The organism is Sporosarcina pasadenensis (genome assembly GCF_047228845.1).
Taxonomy (GTDB): Bacteria; Bacillota; Bacilli; order Bacillales_A; family Planococcaceae; genus Sporosarcina.
The window spans coordinates 74,987-92,618 of record NZ_JBFEGM010000010.1 but is presented as its reverse complement, the minus strand read 5'-3'; the positions used below and the strand labels follow the sequence as shown (position 1 = coordinate 92,618).

At 41.7% G+C, this 17,632-nt stretch carries 14 protein-coding genes; 12 read left to right on the top strand and 2 right to left on the bottom strand.

All coding sequences use genetic code 11. The features are described from left to right. Window positions 1–2: 2 nt before the first annotated feature. Window positions 3–1,649, bottom strand: coding sequence for a PucR family transcriptional regulator (locus tag AB1K89_RS14145; protein WP_413055360.1), 1,647 nt, complete (start codon window positions 1,647–1,649; stop codon window positions 3–5). A gap of 199 nt (window positions 1,650–1,848) precedes the next feature. Between AB1K89_RS14145 and AB1K89_RS14140 the strand changes: the two genes are divergently transcribed. Together AB1K89_RS14140 and AB1K89_RS14135 are read left to right on the top strand one after the other, a co-directional pair. Further along, complete coding sequence (locus AB1K89_RS14140; RefSeq protein ID WP_413055359.1) at window positions 1,849–2,775, top strand: oxamate carbamoyltransferase subunit AllH family protein; 927 nt, start codon at window positions 1,849–1,851, stop codon at window positions 2,773–2,775. 7 nt (window positions 2,776–2,782) lie between these two features. Then, window positions 2,783–4,141 carry a uracil/xanthine transporter gene (locus tag AB1K89_RS14135; RefSeq protein ID WP_413055358.1) on the top strand — a complete coding sequence of 453 codons (1,359 nt, stop codon included), beginning with the start codon at window positions 2,783–2,785 and terminating at the stop codon, window positions 4,139–4,141. A gap of 78 nt (window positions 4,142–4,219) precedes the next feature. Here AB1K89_RS14135 and AB1K89_RS14130 read toward each other — a convergent pair whose 3' ends face one another. Beyond that, window positions 4,220–5,089, bottom strand: coding sequence for an alpha/beta hydrolase (locus AB1K89_RS14130; RefSeq protein ID WP_413055357.1), 870 nt, complete (start codon window positions 5,087–5,089; stop codon window positions 4,220–4,222). A gap of 111 nt (window positions 5,090–5,200) precedes the next feature. Between AB1K89_RS14130 and AB1K89_RS14125 the strand changes: the two genes are divergently transcribed. The 10 genes from AB1K89_RS14125 to AB1K89_RS14080 all read left to right on the top strand — a co-directional run bounded on the left by AB1K89_RS14125 (window position 5,201) and on the right by AB1K89_RS14080 (window position 17,423). After that, entirely contained in the window at window positions 5,201–6,856 is a 1,656-nt protein-coding gene (locus AB1K89_RS14125; protein WP_413055356.1) for a PucR family transcriptional regulator, read from the top strand. 242 nt (window positions 6,857–7,098) lie between these two features. Beyond that, entirely contained in the window at window positions 7,099–8,358 is a 1,260-nt protein-coding gene (allC, locus tag AB1K89_RS14120) for an allantoate deiminase (RefSeq protein WP_489686571.1), read from the top strand. Between the two features lie 72 nt (window positions 8,359–8,430). After that, window positions 8,431–9,198 (top strand): (S)-ureidoglycine aminohydrolase, encoded by a 768-nt coding sequence (gene allE, locus AB1K89_RS14115; RefSeq protein WP_251629620.1) that lies wholly within the window; start codon window positions 8,431–8,433, stop codon window positions 9,196–9,198. Window positions 9,199–9,222: 24 nt separating this feature from the next. Then, window positions 9,223–10,272 carry an ureidoglycolate dehydrogenase gene (gene allD, locus AB1K89_RS14110; RefSeq protein ID WP_413055355.1) on the top strand — a complete coding sequence of 350 codons (1,050 nt, stop codon included), beginning with the start codon at window positions 9,223–9,225 and terminating at the stop codon, window positions 10,270–10,272. Between the two features lie 56 nt (window positions 10,273–10,328). After that, window positions 10,329–11,378, top strand: a complete 1,050-nt coding sequence (gene allD, locus AB1K89_RS14105) for an ureidoglycolate dehydrogenase (protein ID WP_252504205.1) — start codon at window positions 10,329–10,331, stop codon at window positions 11,376–11,378. 122 nt (window positions 11,379–11,500) lie between these two features. After that, the gene (gene fdrA / locus AB1K89_RS14100; RefSeq protein ID WP_413055354.1) at window positions 11,501–13,246 is read left to right on the top strand and encodes an acyl-CoA synthetase FdrA; all 1,746 of its coding nucleotides are present in this window, start codon (window positions 11,501–11,503) and stop codon (window positions 13,244–13,246) included. A 59-nt stretch (window positions 13,247–13,305) separates the two neighbouring features. Further along, entirely contained in the window at window positions 13,306–14,583 is a 1,278-nt protein-coding gene (locus tag AB1K89_RS14095; RefSeq protein ID WP_252504203.1) for a YlbE family protein, read from the top strand. A gap of 136 nt (window positions 14,584–14,719) precedes the next feature. After that, complete coding sequence (gene arcC, locus AB1K89_RS14090) at window positions 14,720–15,658, top strand: carbamate kinase (RefSeq protein WP_413055353.1); 939 nt, start codon at window positions 14,720–14,722, stop codon at window positions 15,656–15,658. Between the two features lie 77 nt (window positions 15,659–15,735). Beyond that, complete coding sequence (locus tag AB1K89_RS14085; protein WP_413055352.1) at window positions 15,736–16,185, top strand: YueI family protein; 450 nt, start codon at window positions 15,736–15,738, stop codon at window positions 16,183–16,185. Window positions 16,186–16,493: 308 nt separating this feature from the next. Continuing rightward, window positions 16,494–17,423 (top strand): DMT family transporter, encoded by a 930-nt coding sequence (locus AB1K89_RS14080; protein ID WP_413055351.1) that lies wholly within the window; start codon window positions 16,494–16,496, stop codon window positions 17,421–17,423. Window positions 17,424–17,632: the final 209 nt, after the last annotated feature.

Here is a 17,632-nt window from a genome sequence, read left to right as displayed (position 1 = left end):
CTTTATGATTCCTGCTCTTTAAGAATTGATCCGATCAATAATGCGACACGTATACGCAACGAATGGGCAGGATCTCGGAAAGAGCAGCTCAGCAATTCTTCAGCTTTCTCAATCCGGTATTTAACCGTATTTCGATGGATGAACAATCGTCGTGACGTCTCAGAGATTTCACATTGGGAATCAAGGTACACTTGAATCGTTTTGACTAATTCCTGATTTTCTTTTGTCTTCGGATGGGCAAGCGACTTTAATGTGTTTTCATACAGTGCTTTTAAATCCTTTTTCGGAATCGTATTCAATAAATCTTCAAGTTCTTTCATTTTATAAAAGTTGATGAACCCAAGCATATTCATATCATAGCCGCTCATAATTGCTTCACAAGCTTCAGAATAGGCGGTTGTTATATCTTTAATGGATTGAACTGTATTGCTGACACCGAAAGAAATTGAATAATCGCCTTGCAAGCTCGCTTGACATTTATTGACGAATTCGGTTACTTCGTTTGGATCTGCTTCATTGCCATCGGCATATTGCAAGATCATGACGAAATATTTTTCCTTCGTGAATAAAACTCCTTCCAAGTTGCTATGAACAATTTCATCTTCAAGCTGGTCATATATGCTGTTGTATAATTCTCCGGCTTTTTTCTCGTACAACTGAAGATCCTCGTAGTTCTGCCCTTTCTGGTCGACAGTACAAACAATACAAATATTACTCAAATCCTCATTCAAACCATAGTAATTGGCGCGGCTTAATATTTCTTCATCGGAATGGATTCTATTTTCAATTAGATCATCGAAGAAATTATTCTTCAAAAGCCTAGAATTTTCTTCAATTGCCTGCTCTTTAATAATGGTAAATGTAATAACGTTGCCGGCCTGTTCAATCGCCATTTGTGAAGATGGGTACGGCAAAGTCATTGAATCAACGATGACGAGCATGCTTGGATGCTGCCGTTTTGTTTGAACAGAGAAAGTGGAAATGGATTGGTGCTCTCTAGATGGAACGGTAAATGTGCACCCTGCTCGGGCCGCAGTCAAGTCTTCCTTCACTTTCGCAATGATTTCTTGTTCGACTATTTTCATGGAATCCATGCGGAAATCATGGCTATGGGCGATTTTTTCTCCCCTATGATTTAGTAACAGGGTTGGCCGTGATAGAAAATGACCTAATTGCTCGATGAGTGCAGTTAAACTATAGCCTTTAATCATCATGTCTGAAAACTCTTTTTGAACATGCAAGGCATAGTACAGCTGTTCAGCTTCGGCATCATTTAAATAATTCAAGATGTGGCGCGAAACTTCACCTAATGTATGCTTTGTCGGTAGATCGATAATCGGAAATGCCAGATCATCAGCCAACAATTTAACTTCAGTCGGCAATTCCTTAAAGAAACGGTTGATCTTAATGACAAGGCCTGAACAATTTAAATTATGCATTTGTCTAATTAACTCGCAGAACAGTTCCGGATCATCTTTAAACGCATATCCGGTTGAAAGGAGTAAGTGATTTTCATTCAAAAAATTAATGACATCAGGTGTATCGGATATATTTACAAACTGTACATTTCTAGTTAAACCGCGATGACCTGCAAGCACGACACTATCTTTCATGCCTTCCAATATAAATAAATCATTTACTGTTTTCATAAGAATTACCTCATTTTCAAGATTTCCCTCGAGAAATATTCACCTACTTATTTTACGTTAAAAGTAAACAAAAATCAAGTCGGAATTTGTTCATAGTAAACAATGAAATTTTCGATAGATAACTGTAGACTAGAATAGATAAAGGTTAAAAATAAGGGAAAGCTATAGAATGGAAATAATCAAGTTTTGGGGTGAAAGTATGTCTGATCGTAACAGTCGTGCGTTTGTTTTGACCGCCCTTGCAGCGAGTGAAGATATTTCCCGTATCCTTGAAGAGAATCCTAAAGGTCATGTCCATAGTGTTTTTAATACAAGCTTCAATTTAGCTTTCGGTGAACATCTCGTCCATATTGGGGCATTGGAGAATGGTCTCGCTCCGTTCGGAATTGGAATGGACCAAGCGAACGCAACGCTGCTGACAAAGTTGCTTGCTGTAGACTTGGAAGTTTTATGGGATAAAATGTCTATGTCATTGCTTTTTCCAAAAGGGATTACCCTATCGATGTCTCAGGTGAAGTGGTCAAACCATAAGCTACAACCGTTTTCTTACGACCTGCTACATCTGGAAAATAATTTTCGGTTTATTGCAGAGAGGATTCTGCAAGCCGATTGGCAAACAGGTTTAGCTCAAACAGAAGAGGAAAAAAAGCGCATCATTCAATATATAGTCGATCCTTCATCATCCGTTGATGAGTCTCCCGTTCTGGATAAATTGGATAGCCTGAAAACTCTTGTCCGTCATCATGAACATGACGCAGAAAAAGTCTTCGACTATTGGATTGGCAGAGGGCTCGGACTTACTCCTAGCGGAGACGATTGTATTACAGGGATCTGCGCCGTCCTTTCAGCTTTAGATGGTGTCGACAAAACATTTCTGGACAAACTGAACTCTTATTTGGAGGAGCGCGGTCGAAAGCGGACGACGTATGTTGCTCTTGAGTATCTCCTCTATGCAACTGAAAACAAATATCATTCCCATCTCCTGCAGTTATGTTATGTTTTAGATAAACCGCGAGGGCCTGAATTTTTGAAAGCTCTTGAAGAGATGAAGGAAATCGGCCATACATCAGGCGCGGATACATTAGTAGGTATGTTAATCGGCATGAAAGCTGCCGTGATTCATTAGAAGAAAGGTGATTGTCATTAACGTTAATGAGTTATTAAAATCAAGTAACTGGATTTCGGGCTTACAGTGGCTCTTTTTTATTTTTACAAATATCGTCGTCATACCAATCACTGTCGGAGCGGCCTTTGACCTTTCTCCAGAGACGATTGTCAATATGCTTCAGCTTTCCTTTATCGTCACAGGTCTTGCATGTATCGTTCAAGCGTTTCTAGGGCATAAACGTGCCATCATGGAAGGGCAATCAGGGCTTTGGTGGGGCGTCATTTTGACGCTTTGCACGACGGCTGCAGCTCAAGGGATGCCATTGCATATTCTTGGGGGCAGCTTGACGGTTGGAATTATCATTGTCGCGATTATTACGACTTTAATTGGTGTAACAGGGCTCGGGCCTCGTATAGCAAAATTATTCACCCCTGCGGTGATGGCTGTATTTATGTTCTTGTTCGGATGTCAATTGATCGGCATCTTTTTAAAGGGGATGCTCGGTATTCCTTTTGGTAACCAGGCGACAAACCCACATATCAATTTATCCGTTTCACTATTATCGATTGTCATTGCGATACTGGTCATCGTCATTAGCGTGAAGGCACCTTCAAGTGTACGACGCTATGGTTTGCTAATCGGGATTATCGTCGGTTGGGTCGCTTATGCACTTATTTTCAAGCCGGAAAGCACAATTAGCGAAACGACGAAATTCACGCTTGAATTATTCCCATTAGGGAAGCCTGCATGGGACATCGGTATTATCATTACGACTGTTTTAGCGGGATTATTGAACACGGCAAATACGTTTGGCGCGTTAAAAGGAACTGAAAGCATGTATGAGGTGGAAACGACGAAGTCCGAGTACAGAGCGTCGTTTACGATTACAGGTGTTTTCACGTTTATCGCAGGAATTTTTGGCCTTGTTCCAAATTCACCTTTCGTTTCGTCGATTGGCTTCTTAAGTCAAACAGGGATCATCCATAGGATTCCGTTTGTTATTGGTGGATTCATGTTCCTCGTAATGGGACTTATTCCGCCACTAGGCCACTTTTTCTCGCAGCTTCCGTTAAGCATCGGAAGCGCAGCATTGTTTGTTTCGTATTTGCTCCTGTTGAATTCTTCGTTGAATTTCTTCAAGCAAGTTGAATACAACACGGTCAACGTGTACCGTTCTGCTGTTCCTTTGTTCGTCGGAGTTGTGATTATGACTCTTCCTGCATCTTATTTCATCACCATTCCAAGCATCGTCCGCCCATTGCTTAGCAGCGGATTGCTCGTCGGGATCATTCTCGCACTTCTGTTGGAAAACCTATTCAAGTGGGATAAATACGGTGTAGAAGTGAAGACGGAGCAAGAGGAAAGCACAAAGTCTGTTTCCTAAATAAAAACCTTTATTAAATCAAAATGATGAATATATATAATGAAAAGGGCGTGAGATAGATCTCACAGCCCTTTTCACTTACTTCAAGTTATTATTTAAGAATGTAATCACTTCTTCGAAAGCGTTTTGCACGATTGGGCTTTGCCAATCTTCGTCGAAAGAATGCTTGCCTTCTGGAATTGTGACCAGTTTACCTTCCACCCTGTTTTCCTTTAACTTCTCTGCGAATAAAACGGATTGCTCATAAGGGACATCTTCATCTTCCGTTCCGTGCAATAGAAGTGTTGGCGGAAAATCAGCTTGAATGTTGAAAAGAGGGCAGTACTTCGATAGTTCATCTTTCGAGATAATCGGAATAAGTCCACTCAATTCTTCGATCCAAACTCCATGCTGCCTTGCGTGCATATAGATGGCGTAACGCTTTTCAATTGGGCCGACAGAAATGATTTCATCAGATACGAGCATTTTCGCAAGTTCCCTCGGCACATTTGTCATAGCTGCATAATGGGGGCTTGGTTTCACTGCCCAGTCTCCGGTAATATCACCGTAACCGTAAAACGAGACGATCGCTTTCGGCTTATTCGTAAATGTTCCTGTTAAAAGTGACAGGTATCCGCCCGCAGAGCTTCCGATGACAGCTATTTTTTTTGGATCATAATCAAACTGCTTAACACCTTCGTTTTCCACCCAACGGAGGGCGTCAACAATATCCTCTTGAATAGCAGGAAGTTTGGATTCGGGCGCTAAACGGTAATCGATTGAAAAAATATTAAAACCCGCTTGCTGGTAAAACTCAATCTGTTCGGATTTCATATCTTCGCGCGAGCCCCAAACAAGGCCTCCGCCGTGAATAAAGACAATGACAGGGCGAGACTTTTCGGATGCGGGATAAAAATCGCCTTTAAGCTCGAAGTTCTGTTCCTGTTTATAGATAACAGTTGTTTTCAATGTGAGTCACACTCTTTCCTTCAATAGATAAGTTATATTTTATTATTGTATAATAAGATGAATGATATTTCGAGATAAGGACTTTTAGATACATGGAAAGGACTGCCGCAAATGGAGTTGAAAATAAGAGATTTATTAGCGATGGAGTCCATGAAGGAAGCTGAGGTTTTAGGCGGCCGCAATTATATTAACAATGTAATTGAAGGCGTGACGATCATGGAAGGCCCTGATATTGCAAATTGGATTAGGGGTGGGGAAGTGATCTTAACGAGCCTCTATTCAATCCGGAACTTCACTGAAAAAGAGCAAAAGGATTTCATTGCTCAATTAGCTGAGAAAAGAGTAAGCGCCCTTGTTATTAAGAAGCATAGTGAGGAAATTTCAGATCAATTGCTTGAAGCGGCCGATAGGAATAGGATGCCAATCATCCTACTCCCTCAAGAGGTTCCATTTGTGGATGTCATGTATCCAATCATGGGGGAGCTTTTTAATAAGCAAGTGACAAAACTGCAATACTATAAAGAGATCCATGATCGATTCACGGCATTATCCCTTGCCGACAAAGGGCTTGAGAAGATTATCCATACACTTGAAGAGTTGATCGGAAATCCGGTCGCGTTGTTTGATCGGAATTTCAGCTGTATCGTATCGACTTATCCTGAGCTTGAAAAGTTTGAAATGGTGGAGAAAGTCCACTTTTACGAACGGACAGCGGGCATTAAATTCCCGCACTATCGGCAAATTGTAAAATATCCGGAACTGAATAATATTAAAGGCCATCAAATTGTTGTACCAATTGAAACGTTAAACCATAATAAAATGTATTTGCTCATCGGTGAGATTAATAAATCATTAGGTGAACTCGACTTGATTGCTGTAGAGAACGCGGCAATATCATTATCCCTCGAATTAGTGAAGCAATTTGCGGTCGCTGAAGTTGAGAATAAATATAAAAATGATTTGATCGAGGAACTGATTAGCGGAAAAATCCAATCGATTAACGCCATATATGAAAAGGCGAACTTGATCGGCTGGGATCTCGACGGATCCTTTGCTGCAGTGCTCTTCAAGATCAACCGTTTTACAGACGTCGTATTAGAACAGAAAAGCGACCTATCCGACCGAAGCCATTTCCTTGCGCATGAGGCGATCCATCATTATTTGCCAAATGGCATCATTTCCAACAGAAGCAATCTCTTTATCGTCCTTTGGAAAGTGGAGGAGGCGAGCAAAGACGATGTTTCGTGGATGGACGAAATTACAAAAACGTCAGAGGCGATTCAAGCGCTCGTCAAAGGGCAAATTAAAGACATCGCAGTGCAAGTCGGGATAGGGGGAGTAGTGAACGATATTACCGAAATCCCTAAAAGTTATAGAGAAGCCCAAGATGCTCTCGATTTAGGTGAAACGTTAAATGGCTTAGATTCGGTCACCGCCTTTTCGGAATTAGGGATATTCAGATTGCTTCGCCATATTAAAGATTCTTCCGCACTTGTCCAATTCATTCCACAATCCCTCAATGAACTGCTTGACTACCAACAAGCAAATCAAGCGGATTTGTTGAAGACATTGCAAACCTTTTTGGATTGCAATCAGAACATTGCCCAAGCGGCCAAGCTTCTCTTCGTTCACTATAAAACGGTTGTATACCGTTTGGAGAGGATTAAGGAAATTACAGGAATGGATTTCAACGATTCGGAAGAAATGTTATCTGTGCGAGTCGGGCTTAAGATTTATGAACTGATACAACGCGAAAAAGAAGAATAGGAAAGGAGGCAACGTATGTTGCCTCTCTTTTTTTCATTTTAGTAATAAGTTATCCATAATGGTCAAAAATAAGATGAATCTTTATCCTTGTATGCAAAAGATTATTTCATATGAAACGTTTACAATTAATAGTGGTGCATATGACATGCATGAAAACTAAAACAAAGAGTTGACTAGGAATACATCTTTCGGTGAAATGACTAGCAATTTATACATAGCGAGAAAAAGGGAGGTGTAACATAGTGAACGAAATTAAAGATACTTTACAAAAGCTTGATCATCTTGCTGAAGAAACAGCAGGCAAGCTTGAATGGTTGGCTGAATTCGGAAAAGATTCCGAAGGCGGAGTATCTCGTTTGCTGTACACGAAAGAATGGGTTGAAGGGCAACATGCTTTGAAAGAATGGATGGAGAGCGAAGGCCTGGAAGCTCGATTTGATGAAATTGGAAATTTATACGGAACGATAAAAGGTAAAAATACGAATGAAACGGTTTTAACTGGCTCCCATGTTGATACCGTGACAAACGGCGGCCGTTTCGATGGCGCATATGGAATTGTAGCTGGGATCATTGCGTTGAAATACTTAAAAAAGCATTTCGGTGAACCGGTTAGAAACATTGAAGTCGTTTCAATGGCTGAAGAAGAAGGCAGCCGTTTTCCTTACTCGTTCTGGGGTTCCAAAAACATTGTCGGCTTAGCGAAGCGCGAAGACGTTGAAACAATCAAAGATTTCGATGGTGTTCCATTTGTCGAAGCGATGAAGGAAGCAGGCTTCGGTTTCGGAGATGAATCAAAAGGTCCTCGTGAGGATTTGAAAGCATTCGTCGAAGTGCATGTCGAACAAGGCAGCGTTTTGGAAACCGAAAAAACGGCAATTGGTGTAGTCAACAACATTGTTGGACAAAGACGGTATACGGTTGAAATAACAGGTCAAGCTAATCATGCTGGTACAACACCAATGGGTTATCGAAAAGACGCTGTGTTTGCGGCTAGCCAAATGGTCCATGAAATTATTTCGATGGCAAGAGCTGCCGGAGATCCACTCGTCACAACGGTTGGAAAATTCGAAGCTTCTCCAAACATCGTCAATGTAGTGCCAGGAAAAGCTATGTTTACAATTGATGTTCGTCATACTGATAAAGAGGCAATCGTTTCATTTACAGAACAAATGACGGCTAGAATGCAGGACATCGCCAAAGAGCACGAAGTTGAAATGAACATCGATCTATGGATGGATGAAGATCCAGTTCCTATGGATGAAAAAATCGTTGAACTCATTGAAAAGCAATGTAGAGATAACGGCCTCAATTTTAAGGTAATGCACAGTGGCGCTGGACACGATTCCCAAATCTTTGCTCCAGTCGTACCGACAGCTATGTTGTTTGTTCCTAGTCTAAAGGGAATCAGCCACAATCCTGCAGAGTTTACAGAACCTGCAGATTTGGCGGAAGGCGTAAAAGCACTTATTGGCGCTCTTTATGAATTAGGTTATAAAGAATAATTCGCAGTCAATTTGTTGTGTAAATACCAGGTGTACTCCTGGAAATATAAACAAACAGAGGAGAATGTAACGATGGGTTATCCAAAAGATATACTTTCAAGCAGGTCAATTATTAAACCAGGTCAATATGCGCTAATCGCTCCAGAAGGTTTAGTGAATAACGTTATCCCTGGATTTGAAAATTGCAGAATCTCCATTTTGGCTTCACCGAAGCTGGGCGCTGGCTTTGTCGACTACATGGTAACAATGCATGAAGGCGGAAAGAATAGCGAAGGCTTCTGTGGTGAAGAAGACGTACAATGCTTTGTTTACGTTATTAGCGGAAAAGTGAAAGCGAAAGCAGACGACCAGGAGTTCATTCTGGAAGAAAGCGGCTACCTATATTGCCCACCAGGCGTGAAAATGTATTTGGAAAATATGGAGTCTGGCGATTCCCGCTTGTTCCTATACAAACAAAAACATATTCCATTAAAAGATGGACGCAAACCTTGGGTCGTTTCCGGCCATGCGAATGACATCGAGTACATGGACTATGACGACATGCACAACGTTCACCTGAAAGATCTATTACCGTTGGATCTTGAATTTGATATGAACTTCCACATTCTTTCATTCGATCCGGCAGCAAGCCATCCATTTGTTGAAACACATTATCAAGGACATGGCGCTTACCTATTGTCAGGAGAGGGTATGTATAACCTTGACAACGAATGGATTCCAGTTAAAAAAGGCGACTACATTTTTATGGCGCCATATGTGCATCAAGCAGCGTATGCAGTTGGAAGAGAACCATTGACTTATGTTTATTCTAAAGACTGCAATCGGGATGCATCATTATAATAATCCCAGTGAAGAGGTGTCATGATGAGAGTAAGTAGAGAAGATCTAAAAGGTCTAATCAAAACAAAGCTTCAAAAAGCCGGCCTGAAAGAGGAACATGCTGATGTCGCGGCAGACGTATTGACGTTTGCCGACGAACGAGGCATTCACTCCCACGGTGCAATGCGCGTGGAATATTATGCTGAAAGAATCGCAAAGGGCGGGATGAATACAAACCCTGACTTTAGATTCGAAAAAACTGGTCCGGCCACTGGAGTATTCCACGGAGATGGCGGAAATGGCCATACAGCAGCGAAACTAGCCATGGATGAGGCAATCAAAATGGCGAAAGAAAGTGGAGTTGCGATCGTTGGAGTTAGAGATATCTCTCATAGCGGAGCAATTTCTTATTTCACAAACCAAGCTGCAAGTGAAGACTTGGTCGGCTTCTCGGTTTGCCAATCAGATCCGATGGTCGTTCCATTTGGAGGCGCTGAGCCTTATTATGGAACGAATCCAATCGCTTTCGCAGCACCAAGCAACGATGGCAGAATGATTACATTGGATATGGCAACGACAGTACAAGCTTGGGGGAAAATTCTTCATGCTCGTTCTAAGAACGAATCAATCCCGAATACATGGGCAGTTGACAGCAATGGAGAACCAACGACAGATCCGATGAACGTTAATGCATTGCTTCCGATTTCAGGTCCAAAAGGTTATGGCCTTGCGATGATGGTAGATGTGTTATCTGGAATTCTTCTCGGACTTCCGTTCGGTAACAAAGTTTCCTCTATGTATGAAGATTTATCCGAATATCGAAAATTAGGTCAGCTTCATATTGTCATTAATCCGGCATTCTTTACGGCATTAACTGGATTCAAAAACGACATCACTCAAACGATGGAAGATTTGAATCAAATCAAGCCTGCACCGGGCTTCTCGAAAGTCCTTTACCCAGGTCAAAACAATGATGTCGTTATCGACGACTACAAAGAAAACGGTATTGAAATTGTAGATGATATTTATGAGTATTTAAAATCCGATGTCATCCATAATAATCAATATGATCATAAGAACCCATTCGCTGAATAATATTCGATATTTGAATATAGATAAACCGGTTGAAGAACTTAATAGGGGTGAGTGGAATGAGATTAAGTAGTGAGCAGTTGAATGAGTTGATTACGAAAAAGCTGCATAAGGCAGGGTTAACCGAGGAACATGCACGTGGCGTTGCAGACGTGCTCGTTCATGCGGATGCCAGGGGAGTTCATTCTCACGGAGCGATGAGAGTTGAATATTATGCAGAGCGAATTGCTAAAGGCGGACTTAATGCGAATCCTGATTTCACATTTGAGAAAACGGGTCCTTGCACAGCTGTATTTGACGGCGACAATGGAGTAGGTCATGTCGCTGCGAAATTAGCGATGGACGAAGCAATTCAAATGGCAAAAGAAAATGGAGTAGCTGTTGTTGGTGTAAGAAGAATTGGCCATAGCGGTGCCCTTTCTTACTTTGTTCAACAAGCTGCCAACGAGAATTTGATTGGTATTTCAGTTTGCCAATCAGATCCGATGGTTGTTCCTTTCGGCGGATCAGAGCCATATTACGGAACAAATCCAATTGCTTTTGCGGCACCAGGCAAAAACGGGGAGAACATTACATTTGATATGGCAACAACCGTTCAAGCTTGGGGGAAAATTCTTCATGCTCGATCAAAAAATGAATCCATTCCTGATACATGGGCAGTTGATAGCGAAGGAAAGCCCACAACCGATCCATTTAAAGTGAATGCTTTAGTGCCAATCGCTGGACCTAAGGGATACGGACTCATGATGATGGTTGACGTTCTATCTGGAATTCTGCTTGGACTTCCATTTGGAAACAAAGTTTCGTCAATGTACCATGATCTCACCGAATACCGAAATCTTGGACAACTTCATATTGTTATTAATCCGGAATATTTCACAGGATTAAATGCGTTCCAGGAAAGTATTGCTACAACAATGAAAGATCTTAATAACATTAAACCGGCTCCTGGTTTTGATCACGTTTCCTACCCTGGACAAAGAAGTGCTGAAAGGGAGAAACAATACGAGGAAAACGGAATTGAGATTGTAGATCATATTTACGAATATTTAATTTCAGACGTTGTTCATAACAATGCTTACGATAATAAGAGCCCTTTTGCTAAGTAAGAAGGAGAAAGGGTGGTCATCCTGAGTGGCCACCCGCTTTTCTGTGCAAATTTTACGTAGGTTTCTTCAATTTTCTGTCAAAAATGCAAGTACAAAAAAATTCTAAAGAGGTGCGTGAAAACATGCTTTATACGATTGTCAAACAGAATTCATACCAGGATTCAGTTAACCTAATGCTTCTCACGAATAAAATTTCAACAATGGAAGGCGTTAACAAAGTTCAAGTCATGATGGGTACGCCTGCTAACAAAGACATTTTCAAAACTGCTGGCCTTTTCACTGAAGAGCTTGAAGGCGCAGCATCAAACGATATGTGTATCGTTCTTGACACGGATCAAGAAGAGAAAATCCAAGAAGTGCTTGATGAAGTTGATAACTACCTAAGCAACCAAGCGATCAGCGCTGGTAAAGAATCTTTCGAAACTGTTAACTCATGGGACAAAGCTGTAAATGCACTTCCTGATGCAAACATTGCAATCATCTCTACACCAGGCCAATACGCTGCTGAAGAAGCGGAAAAAGCGCTAGACAGAGATATGCACGTAATGATTTTCAGTGACAACGTTACGACTGAAGACGAGCGCCGCATTAAAGAAAAAGCTCATGAAAAAGGTCTTCTCGTTATGGGTCCTGATGCTGGTACAGTAATCGTTTCCGGTGTTCCACTTGCATTCGCAAACGTAGTGAAAACAGGCAAAATCGGTGTAATCGGAGCTTCCGGAACGGGTATCCAAGAAGTTACGACTGAAATCGACCGTCTAGGCGCAGGTGTGAGCCATGCAATCGGTACGGGCGGCCGCGACCTTTCTGACAAAATCGGTGCAATTACAATGTTGGACGGCTTGAAAGCATTGGCACAACATAACCAAACAGAAGTGATCACACTTATTTCTAAGCCACCTGCAAAAGAAGTTCGTGACGAAGTTGTCAGCTTGCTACACAGCATTTCTAAACCGGTTGTTGCAATTTTCCTTGGAGAAGAGCCACATAACCATGAAGGAAATGTGTACTATGCAAACACGCTTGAAGAAACAGCAGCACTTGCTGTTGATCTCGTAAAAGGCAACCCAATCAAACCAAATTACAATCACCTTGAAGACGAAGTACCTGCAGTAGACTTGAAACCTGAGCAAAAAACAATCAAAGGTTTATATTCCGGCGGAACGCTTGGATATGAGGCAGCTACTTTGATCAGCAGAGGTTTGAACCTTGGAGAAACTGAACATGACCAAGCTGGCTACCTTCTAAATGCAAACGGCTTTGAAGTAATCGACCTTGGTGACGACGTTTACACGCAAGGTAAACCACACCCAATGATCGATCCGGATACAAGAATTCAATTCTTCCAAAAAGCTGCACAAGATGAATCAACAGCTGTTATCCTGTTTGACGTTGTTCTTGGATACGGTGCACACGACGATATGGCAGGCGCATTGCTCCCTGGTATCGAAAAAATCCAAAACGAAACAAAAGCAGCTGGCAGAAACATCTACTTCGTTGCAACTATTTGCGGTACTGACCAAGATCCACAAAACATCGATGAGCAAAAAGCTAAACTCGAAAAAGCTGGCGTTATCATTCGTGATAGCAACAACCAAGCGACTCTTACTGCTTTGGCAATGCTTGGCATTCAAGTTGAAGAAGGTACGAAAGAAGTCGTTCCAGCAAAAGAAACTGCTACTGTTGAGTTTACAGTTTCAGAAGCGATCGAGAAGTTATTGAATGAAAAACCAAGCGTAGTTAACGTTGGATTGAAGAAATTCACAGAATCGGTTACTGCAAACGGTGGCAGAGTTGTTCAATATGACTGGCGTCCAGTTGCTGGCGGAAATCCAAGACTTCGCAAAATCTTGAGTCTCCTTAAGTAAGCTCGAGCTGAACGCAGATAAGGTTCTAAGAAATATTGAATTTTCAGGAGGAAACCATAATGTACGGACAATTTAAAACAATTGATGAAGCAAACCGAGCGGTTATCGATAAAGTAGTATCGGGCGCGCCATTTTTAATTGATGTAGTTCCAGCTAAATCTGTAATTGAAGAATTAAACGGGAAAGTACTACTTCATGCAGGACCACCTATTAAATGGGAAAACATGACGAGCCCAATGCAAGGATCTTGTATCGGTGCTGCATTGTTCGAAGGCTGGGCAACGAATGCTGATGAAGCACGTGCTATGCTTGAAAACGGAGAAGTTGAATTCATTCCATGTCACCACGTAAACGCAGTAGGTCCAATGGGTGGAATCACATCTGGAAGCATGCCGGTTCTCGTTGCTGAAAACCGTGACGGCGGAAACCGCGCATATTGCACAATGAACGAAGGAATTGGTGCAGTACTTCGTTTCGGTGCTTACTCTGAAGAAGTAATCAACCGTCTAAACTGGTTCAGAGATGTTCTTGGGCCAACACTATCCAAAGCTCTTCACATTAAAGGTGACGGCCTTAACGTAAACGTTATGATGGCTAGAGCAATTACAATGGGTGACGAATTCCACCAACGTAATATTGCTGGTTCACTTATTTTCTTGAAAGACATCGTTCCTTACATTCTACAAACGGATGTAGACGAAAAAGACAAGCAAGACGTTATCCAATTCCTAGCTGATACGGATCAGTACTTCTTGAACATTGCGATGGCTTCAACGAAAGCGGTTATGGACTCAGCTAGACAAATCCAACATGGTACAGTTGTAACAGCAATGTGCCGTAACGGACATGAGTTCGGAATCCGTATTGCAGGCATGGGTGACCAATGGTTCACAGCACCAGTTAACACGCCACAAGGTCTATTCTTCACAGGATACGATCAAGATATGGCTTGTAAAGACATGGGTGACAGTGCAATCACTGAAACATTCGGTGTTGGTGGATTTGCAATGATCGCTGCTCCTGGTGTTACACGCTTCGTAGGCGCTGGCGGTATGGACGATGCAGTTAACACAAGTAACGATATGATGGATATTTGTATCGACCACAACCCGAACTTCTCAATTCCTACATGGGACTTCAAAGGTTCTTGCCTAGGAATCGACGCTAGAAAAGTTGTTGAAACTGGAATCGAACCGATTATCAACACGGGTATCGCTCATAAAGAAGCTGGCGTGGGCCAAATCGGTGCAGGTACTGTTCGTGCTCCATTAGCTGCTTTTGAAAAAGCGATCGATGCTTACGCAGTGAAGCTTGGACTAATCGAAGCTGCGGAATAATGGATTCATGTGGAGAGGGATGGTTTGTAGCTAGTTCCTCTCCTCTTTTCTGTGATAAAATGAAGAGGTTTCATTTTACTCCAACAGTTGGACTTGCAAATGTAGTTTATTTTTCTTAATTAAAGGAGAGTTATCGATGAGTAAAAAAATCGTTTTAGCCATCGGCGGTAACGCAATCATCAAAGAAGGCCAAAAAGGAACACTTGAAGAGCAAATGCACAATATCAATGAGAGCTGCGAACCTGTACTTGACTTGATCGAACAAGGGAACACAGTTGTCATTACACACGGTAACGGTCCACAAGTAGGTAATTCATTAATTAAAAACCAAATGGCTGAATCAGTCGTTCCTGCTTTCCCACTTGATGTATTGGATGCTGAAACGCAAGGGAACTTGGGTTATTTGATTCAACAAGCATTCAGAAACAAAATGGTTGAGCGCAACATCCAACGACCTGTTGCGACAATCGTTACACAATCTGTTGTTTCCCAAGAAGATCCAGCATTCGCTAACCCGACAAAACCGATCGGTCCATTCTACACTCAAGAAGAGTTGGACAAAGTTCTTGAAACAGAAAAAATCGATTACATCGAGGACAGCGGACGTGGATACAGACGCGTCGTTGCTTCTCCAAAACCAGTTACAATCGTTGAGAAAGATGCTATCCAAGCTCTACTTGACAAAGAGATCATTGTTATCACAGCTGGCGGCGGCGGAATCCCTGTTGTCGAAGAAAACGGCATGCTAAAAGGTACAGACGCAGTTATCGATAAAGACTTCGCAAGCGCGCTATTAGCTGCAGAAATCAATGCTGATTACTTGTTCATCCTAACTGGCGTTGAGCAAGTAGCAATCAACTTCGGTACTCCACAACAAGAGAACCTGTTCGAAATGACTGTTGAAGAAGCACTTCGCTACATGGATGAAGGCCATTTCCCGAAAGGAAGCATGGGTCCGAAAATCGAAGCAGCGATCATGTTCTTGGAAAAAGGCGGCAAAAACGTCGTTATCACTTCAATGGACAAACTTCAAGACGCACTCGAAGGCAATACAGGCACTCGCGTAACTCTATAATATAAACAAGAATGGCAGCTCTCGTAGCTGTCTTTTTGTTTAAGGAAATATATCTAAATTAGGTAGGTGAGGTTGAGGTGTCTGGTAATATTGATGACTATATTCAGCAAGGAATTCATGGCACTCGAGAAACAAAGCCAGACGAACGGCGGAAGTTTCTTGGAACAATTCGTGAACGGATTGTTATCGCGCTTACAAAAGAACAAGTGAGAGAAAGAGGCATTTATGGACAAGTCGAGGATGCGATAAAGGAAAACAGAGAAGCTCGTCTTTATTTGAATGGACATATACACTATAAAGTGCTTTTAAAATATACCAAAATTGCTTCCAAGTATGATGTGCCATATACATTTGTCACAAATAAAAATCATGATTCCGAAATTGGTCTCATCCTCGCTTACGACCATGCTATTGACAAAGAAGAAATTTACGTAAAAAGGGAAACACCGAATGTTGAAAAGCCTCGAAACAGCAAAAAGAAAGGCCTGTTTTCCGCAATCTCAAAACTGTTCAAGCCGGTAAATTAGAGACTGCGGTGCCAGACTCCGGTGCCGAGACTCCGGTGCCTGTGCAAGGTGCATTTATGACAATTCAACTGTTTGTATAAAAATTAGTAAGGAAGCTAACTGATCATTGAATCGGGTAGCTTCCTTATTTATTTTATGCAATTGTAGTGTATAGTCTGAATTGTTCACTGCACAGGCACCAGTCAGGCGAAATAGGGAAAATCATGAATCGTTTTTTCATGTGTATTTTCTCTGCAATGGGAAAAACTATACCGATAGAAGGCAATCATTTAACAACAAAAAATGATTATCGAGAAGAGGTAAAGCTAATGAAAAAAAGTGCTAAAGGTATAAGCTTAGGGGCCACGTCCGCAATTGCATGGGGTGTAGATACAGTCATTATCGGTATTATTATTGCGAGCACACCATTTAAAGAGGCCGTGATCATTGCTCCAATTATTGCTGCGTTCATGCATGACTTTATCTCTTCAATTTGGATCTCGTTGTTGATGATTATTAAGGGCGAATTTATAAATGTCTTAAAGCTCTATAAAACGAAGAGTGGCGCTATTTTAGTGTTAGGTGCATTGGCGGGCGGACCTTTGGCAATGAGTTTTTATTTCCTTGGGATTCAATATGCTGGCGTAACGTATGCGGCAAGTATTGCTTCTATATTTCCTGGCATTGGAGCCGTGCTCGCATATTTCTTTTTGAAGGAAAAAATGAACAAAAAAACTTGGTCCGGCGTTGTTTTGAGTATTATCGGGGTCATTGTATTGGCATATGTCCCAACGAAATTTGATGCCGAAAGCACTTTTTTCATTGGAATATTGTTTTCATTAGGGGCCGCCATCTTTTGGGGACTTGAAGGTGTGATCGGCGCTTGGGGGATGAGAGGTAAGGAGGTCGTCCCGCTATATGCGATTAATATTAGGCAAATTACTTCCGCATTCAGTTATGGAATCATACTCGTACCATTGTTGCATGGCTATCCTTTAGTATTTGAAGCGGCGACATCGAGCATCGTATGGGTCATCGTCATCGCCGGGCTTTTAGGGACCGCTAATTATTCATTATACTATGCGTCAATTGACTTAATCGGTGCCGCCAGGGGGCAATCACTGAACAATACGTATGTGTTTTGGGCGATCTTAACCGAAATTGTGTTTATCGGTACGGCGGTCAATTTACAATTTGTCATAGGTGCAATCATTGTCATTATGGGGTCCATACTCGTTTCAGGAAGCATTAAAAGATAAAGTTGAAACCACCATAAAAGCATCCTTCCGAATTGTGCGGGTGCCTGTGCAACACACATTTATGACAATTCATCTGTTTGTATAAAAACACGAAAGGAAGCTTATCGGTTATTAAATCGGTCGGTTTCCTTATTTTTATTATACAATTGTAGTGTATAATCTGAATAGTTTGCTGCACAGGCACTTACTTATTGATGAATATACTATTG

Bases quoted from the DNA above. Each gene is read 5' to 3' on its own strand.
- arcC (WP_413055353.1), top strand. From the start codon at position 14,720: ATGAGTAAAAAAATCGTTTTAGCCATCGGCGGTAACGCAATCATCAAA.
- AB1K89_RS14080 (WP_413055351.1), top strand. From the start codon at position 16,494: ATGAAAAAAAGTGCTAAAGGTATAAGCTTAGGGGCCACGTCCGCAATT.
- allD (WP_252504205.1), top strand. From the start codon at position 10,329: ATGAGATTAAGTAGTGAGCAGTTGAATGAGTTGATTACGAAAAAGCTG.
- fdrA (WP_413055354.1), top strand. From the start codon at position 11,501: ATGCTTTATACGATTGTCAAACAGAATTCATACCAGGATTCAGTTAAC.
- AB1K89_RS14095 (WP_252504203.1), top strand. From the start codon at position 13,306: ATGTACGGACAATTTAAAACAATTGATGAAGCAAACCGAGCGGTTATC.
- AB1K89_RS14125 (WP_413055356.1), top strand. From the start codon at position 5,201: ATGGAGTTGAAAATAAGAGATTTATTAGCGATGGAGTCCATGAAGGAA.
- allE (WP_251629620.1), top strand. From the start codon at position 8,431: ATGGGTTATCCAAAAGATATACTTTCAAGCAGGTCAATTATTAAACCA.
- AB1K89_RS14140 (WP_413055359.1), top strand. From the start codon at position 1,849: ATGTCTGATCGTAACAGTCGTGCGTTTGTTTTGACCGCCCTTGCAGCG.
- AB1K89_RS14145 (WP_413055360.1), bottom strand. From the start codon at position 1,649: ATGAAAACAGTAAATGATTTATTTATATTGGAAGGCATGAAAGATAGT.
- allD (WP_413055355.1), top strand. From the start codon at position 9,223: ATGAGAGTAAGTAGAGAAGATCTAAAAGGTCTAATCAAAACAAAGCTT.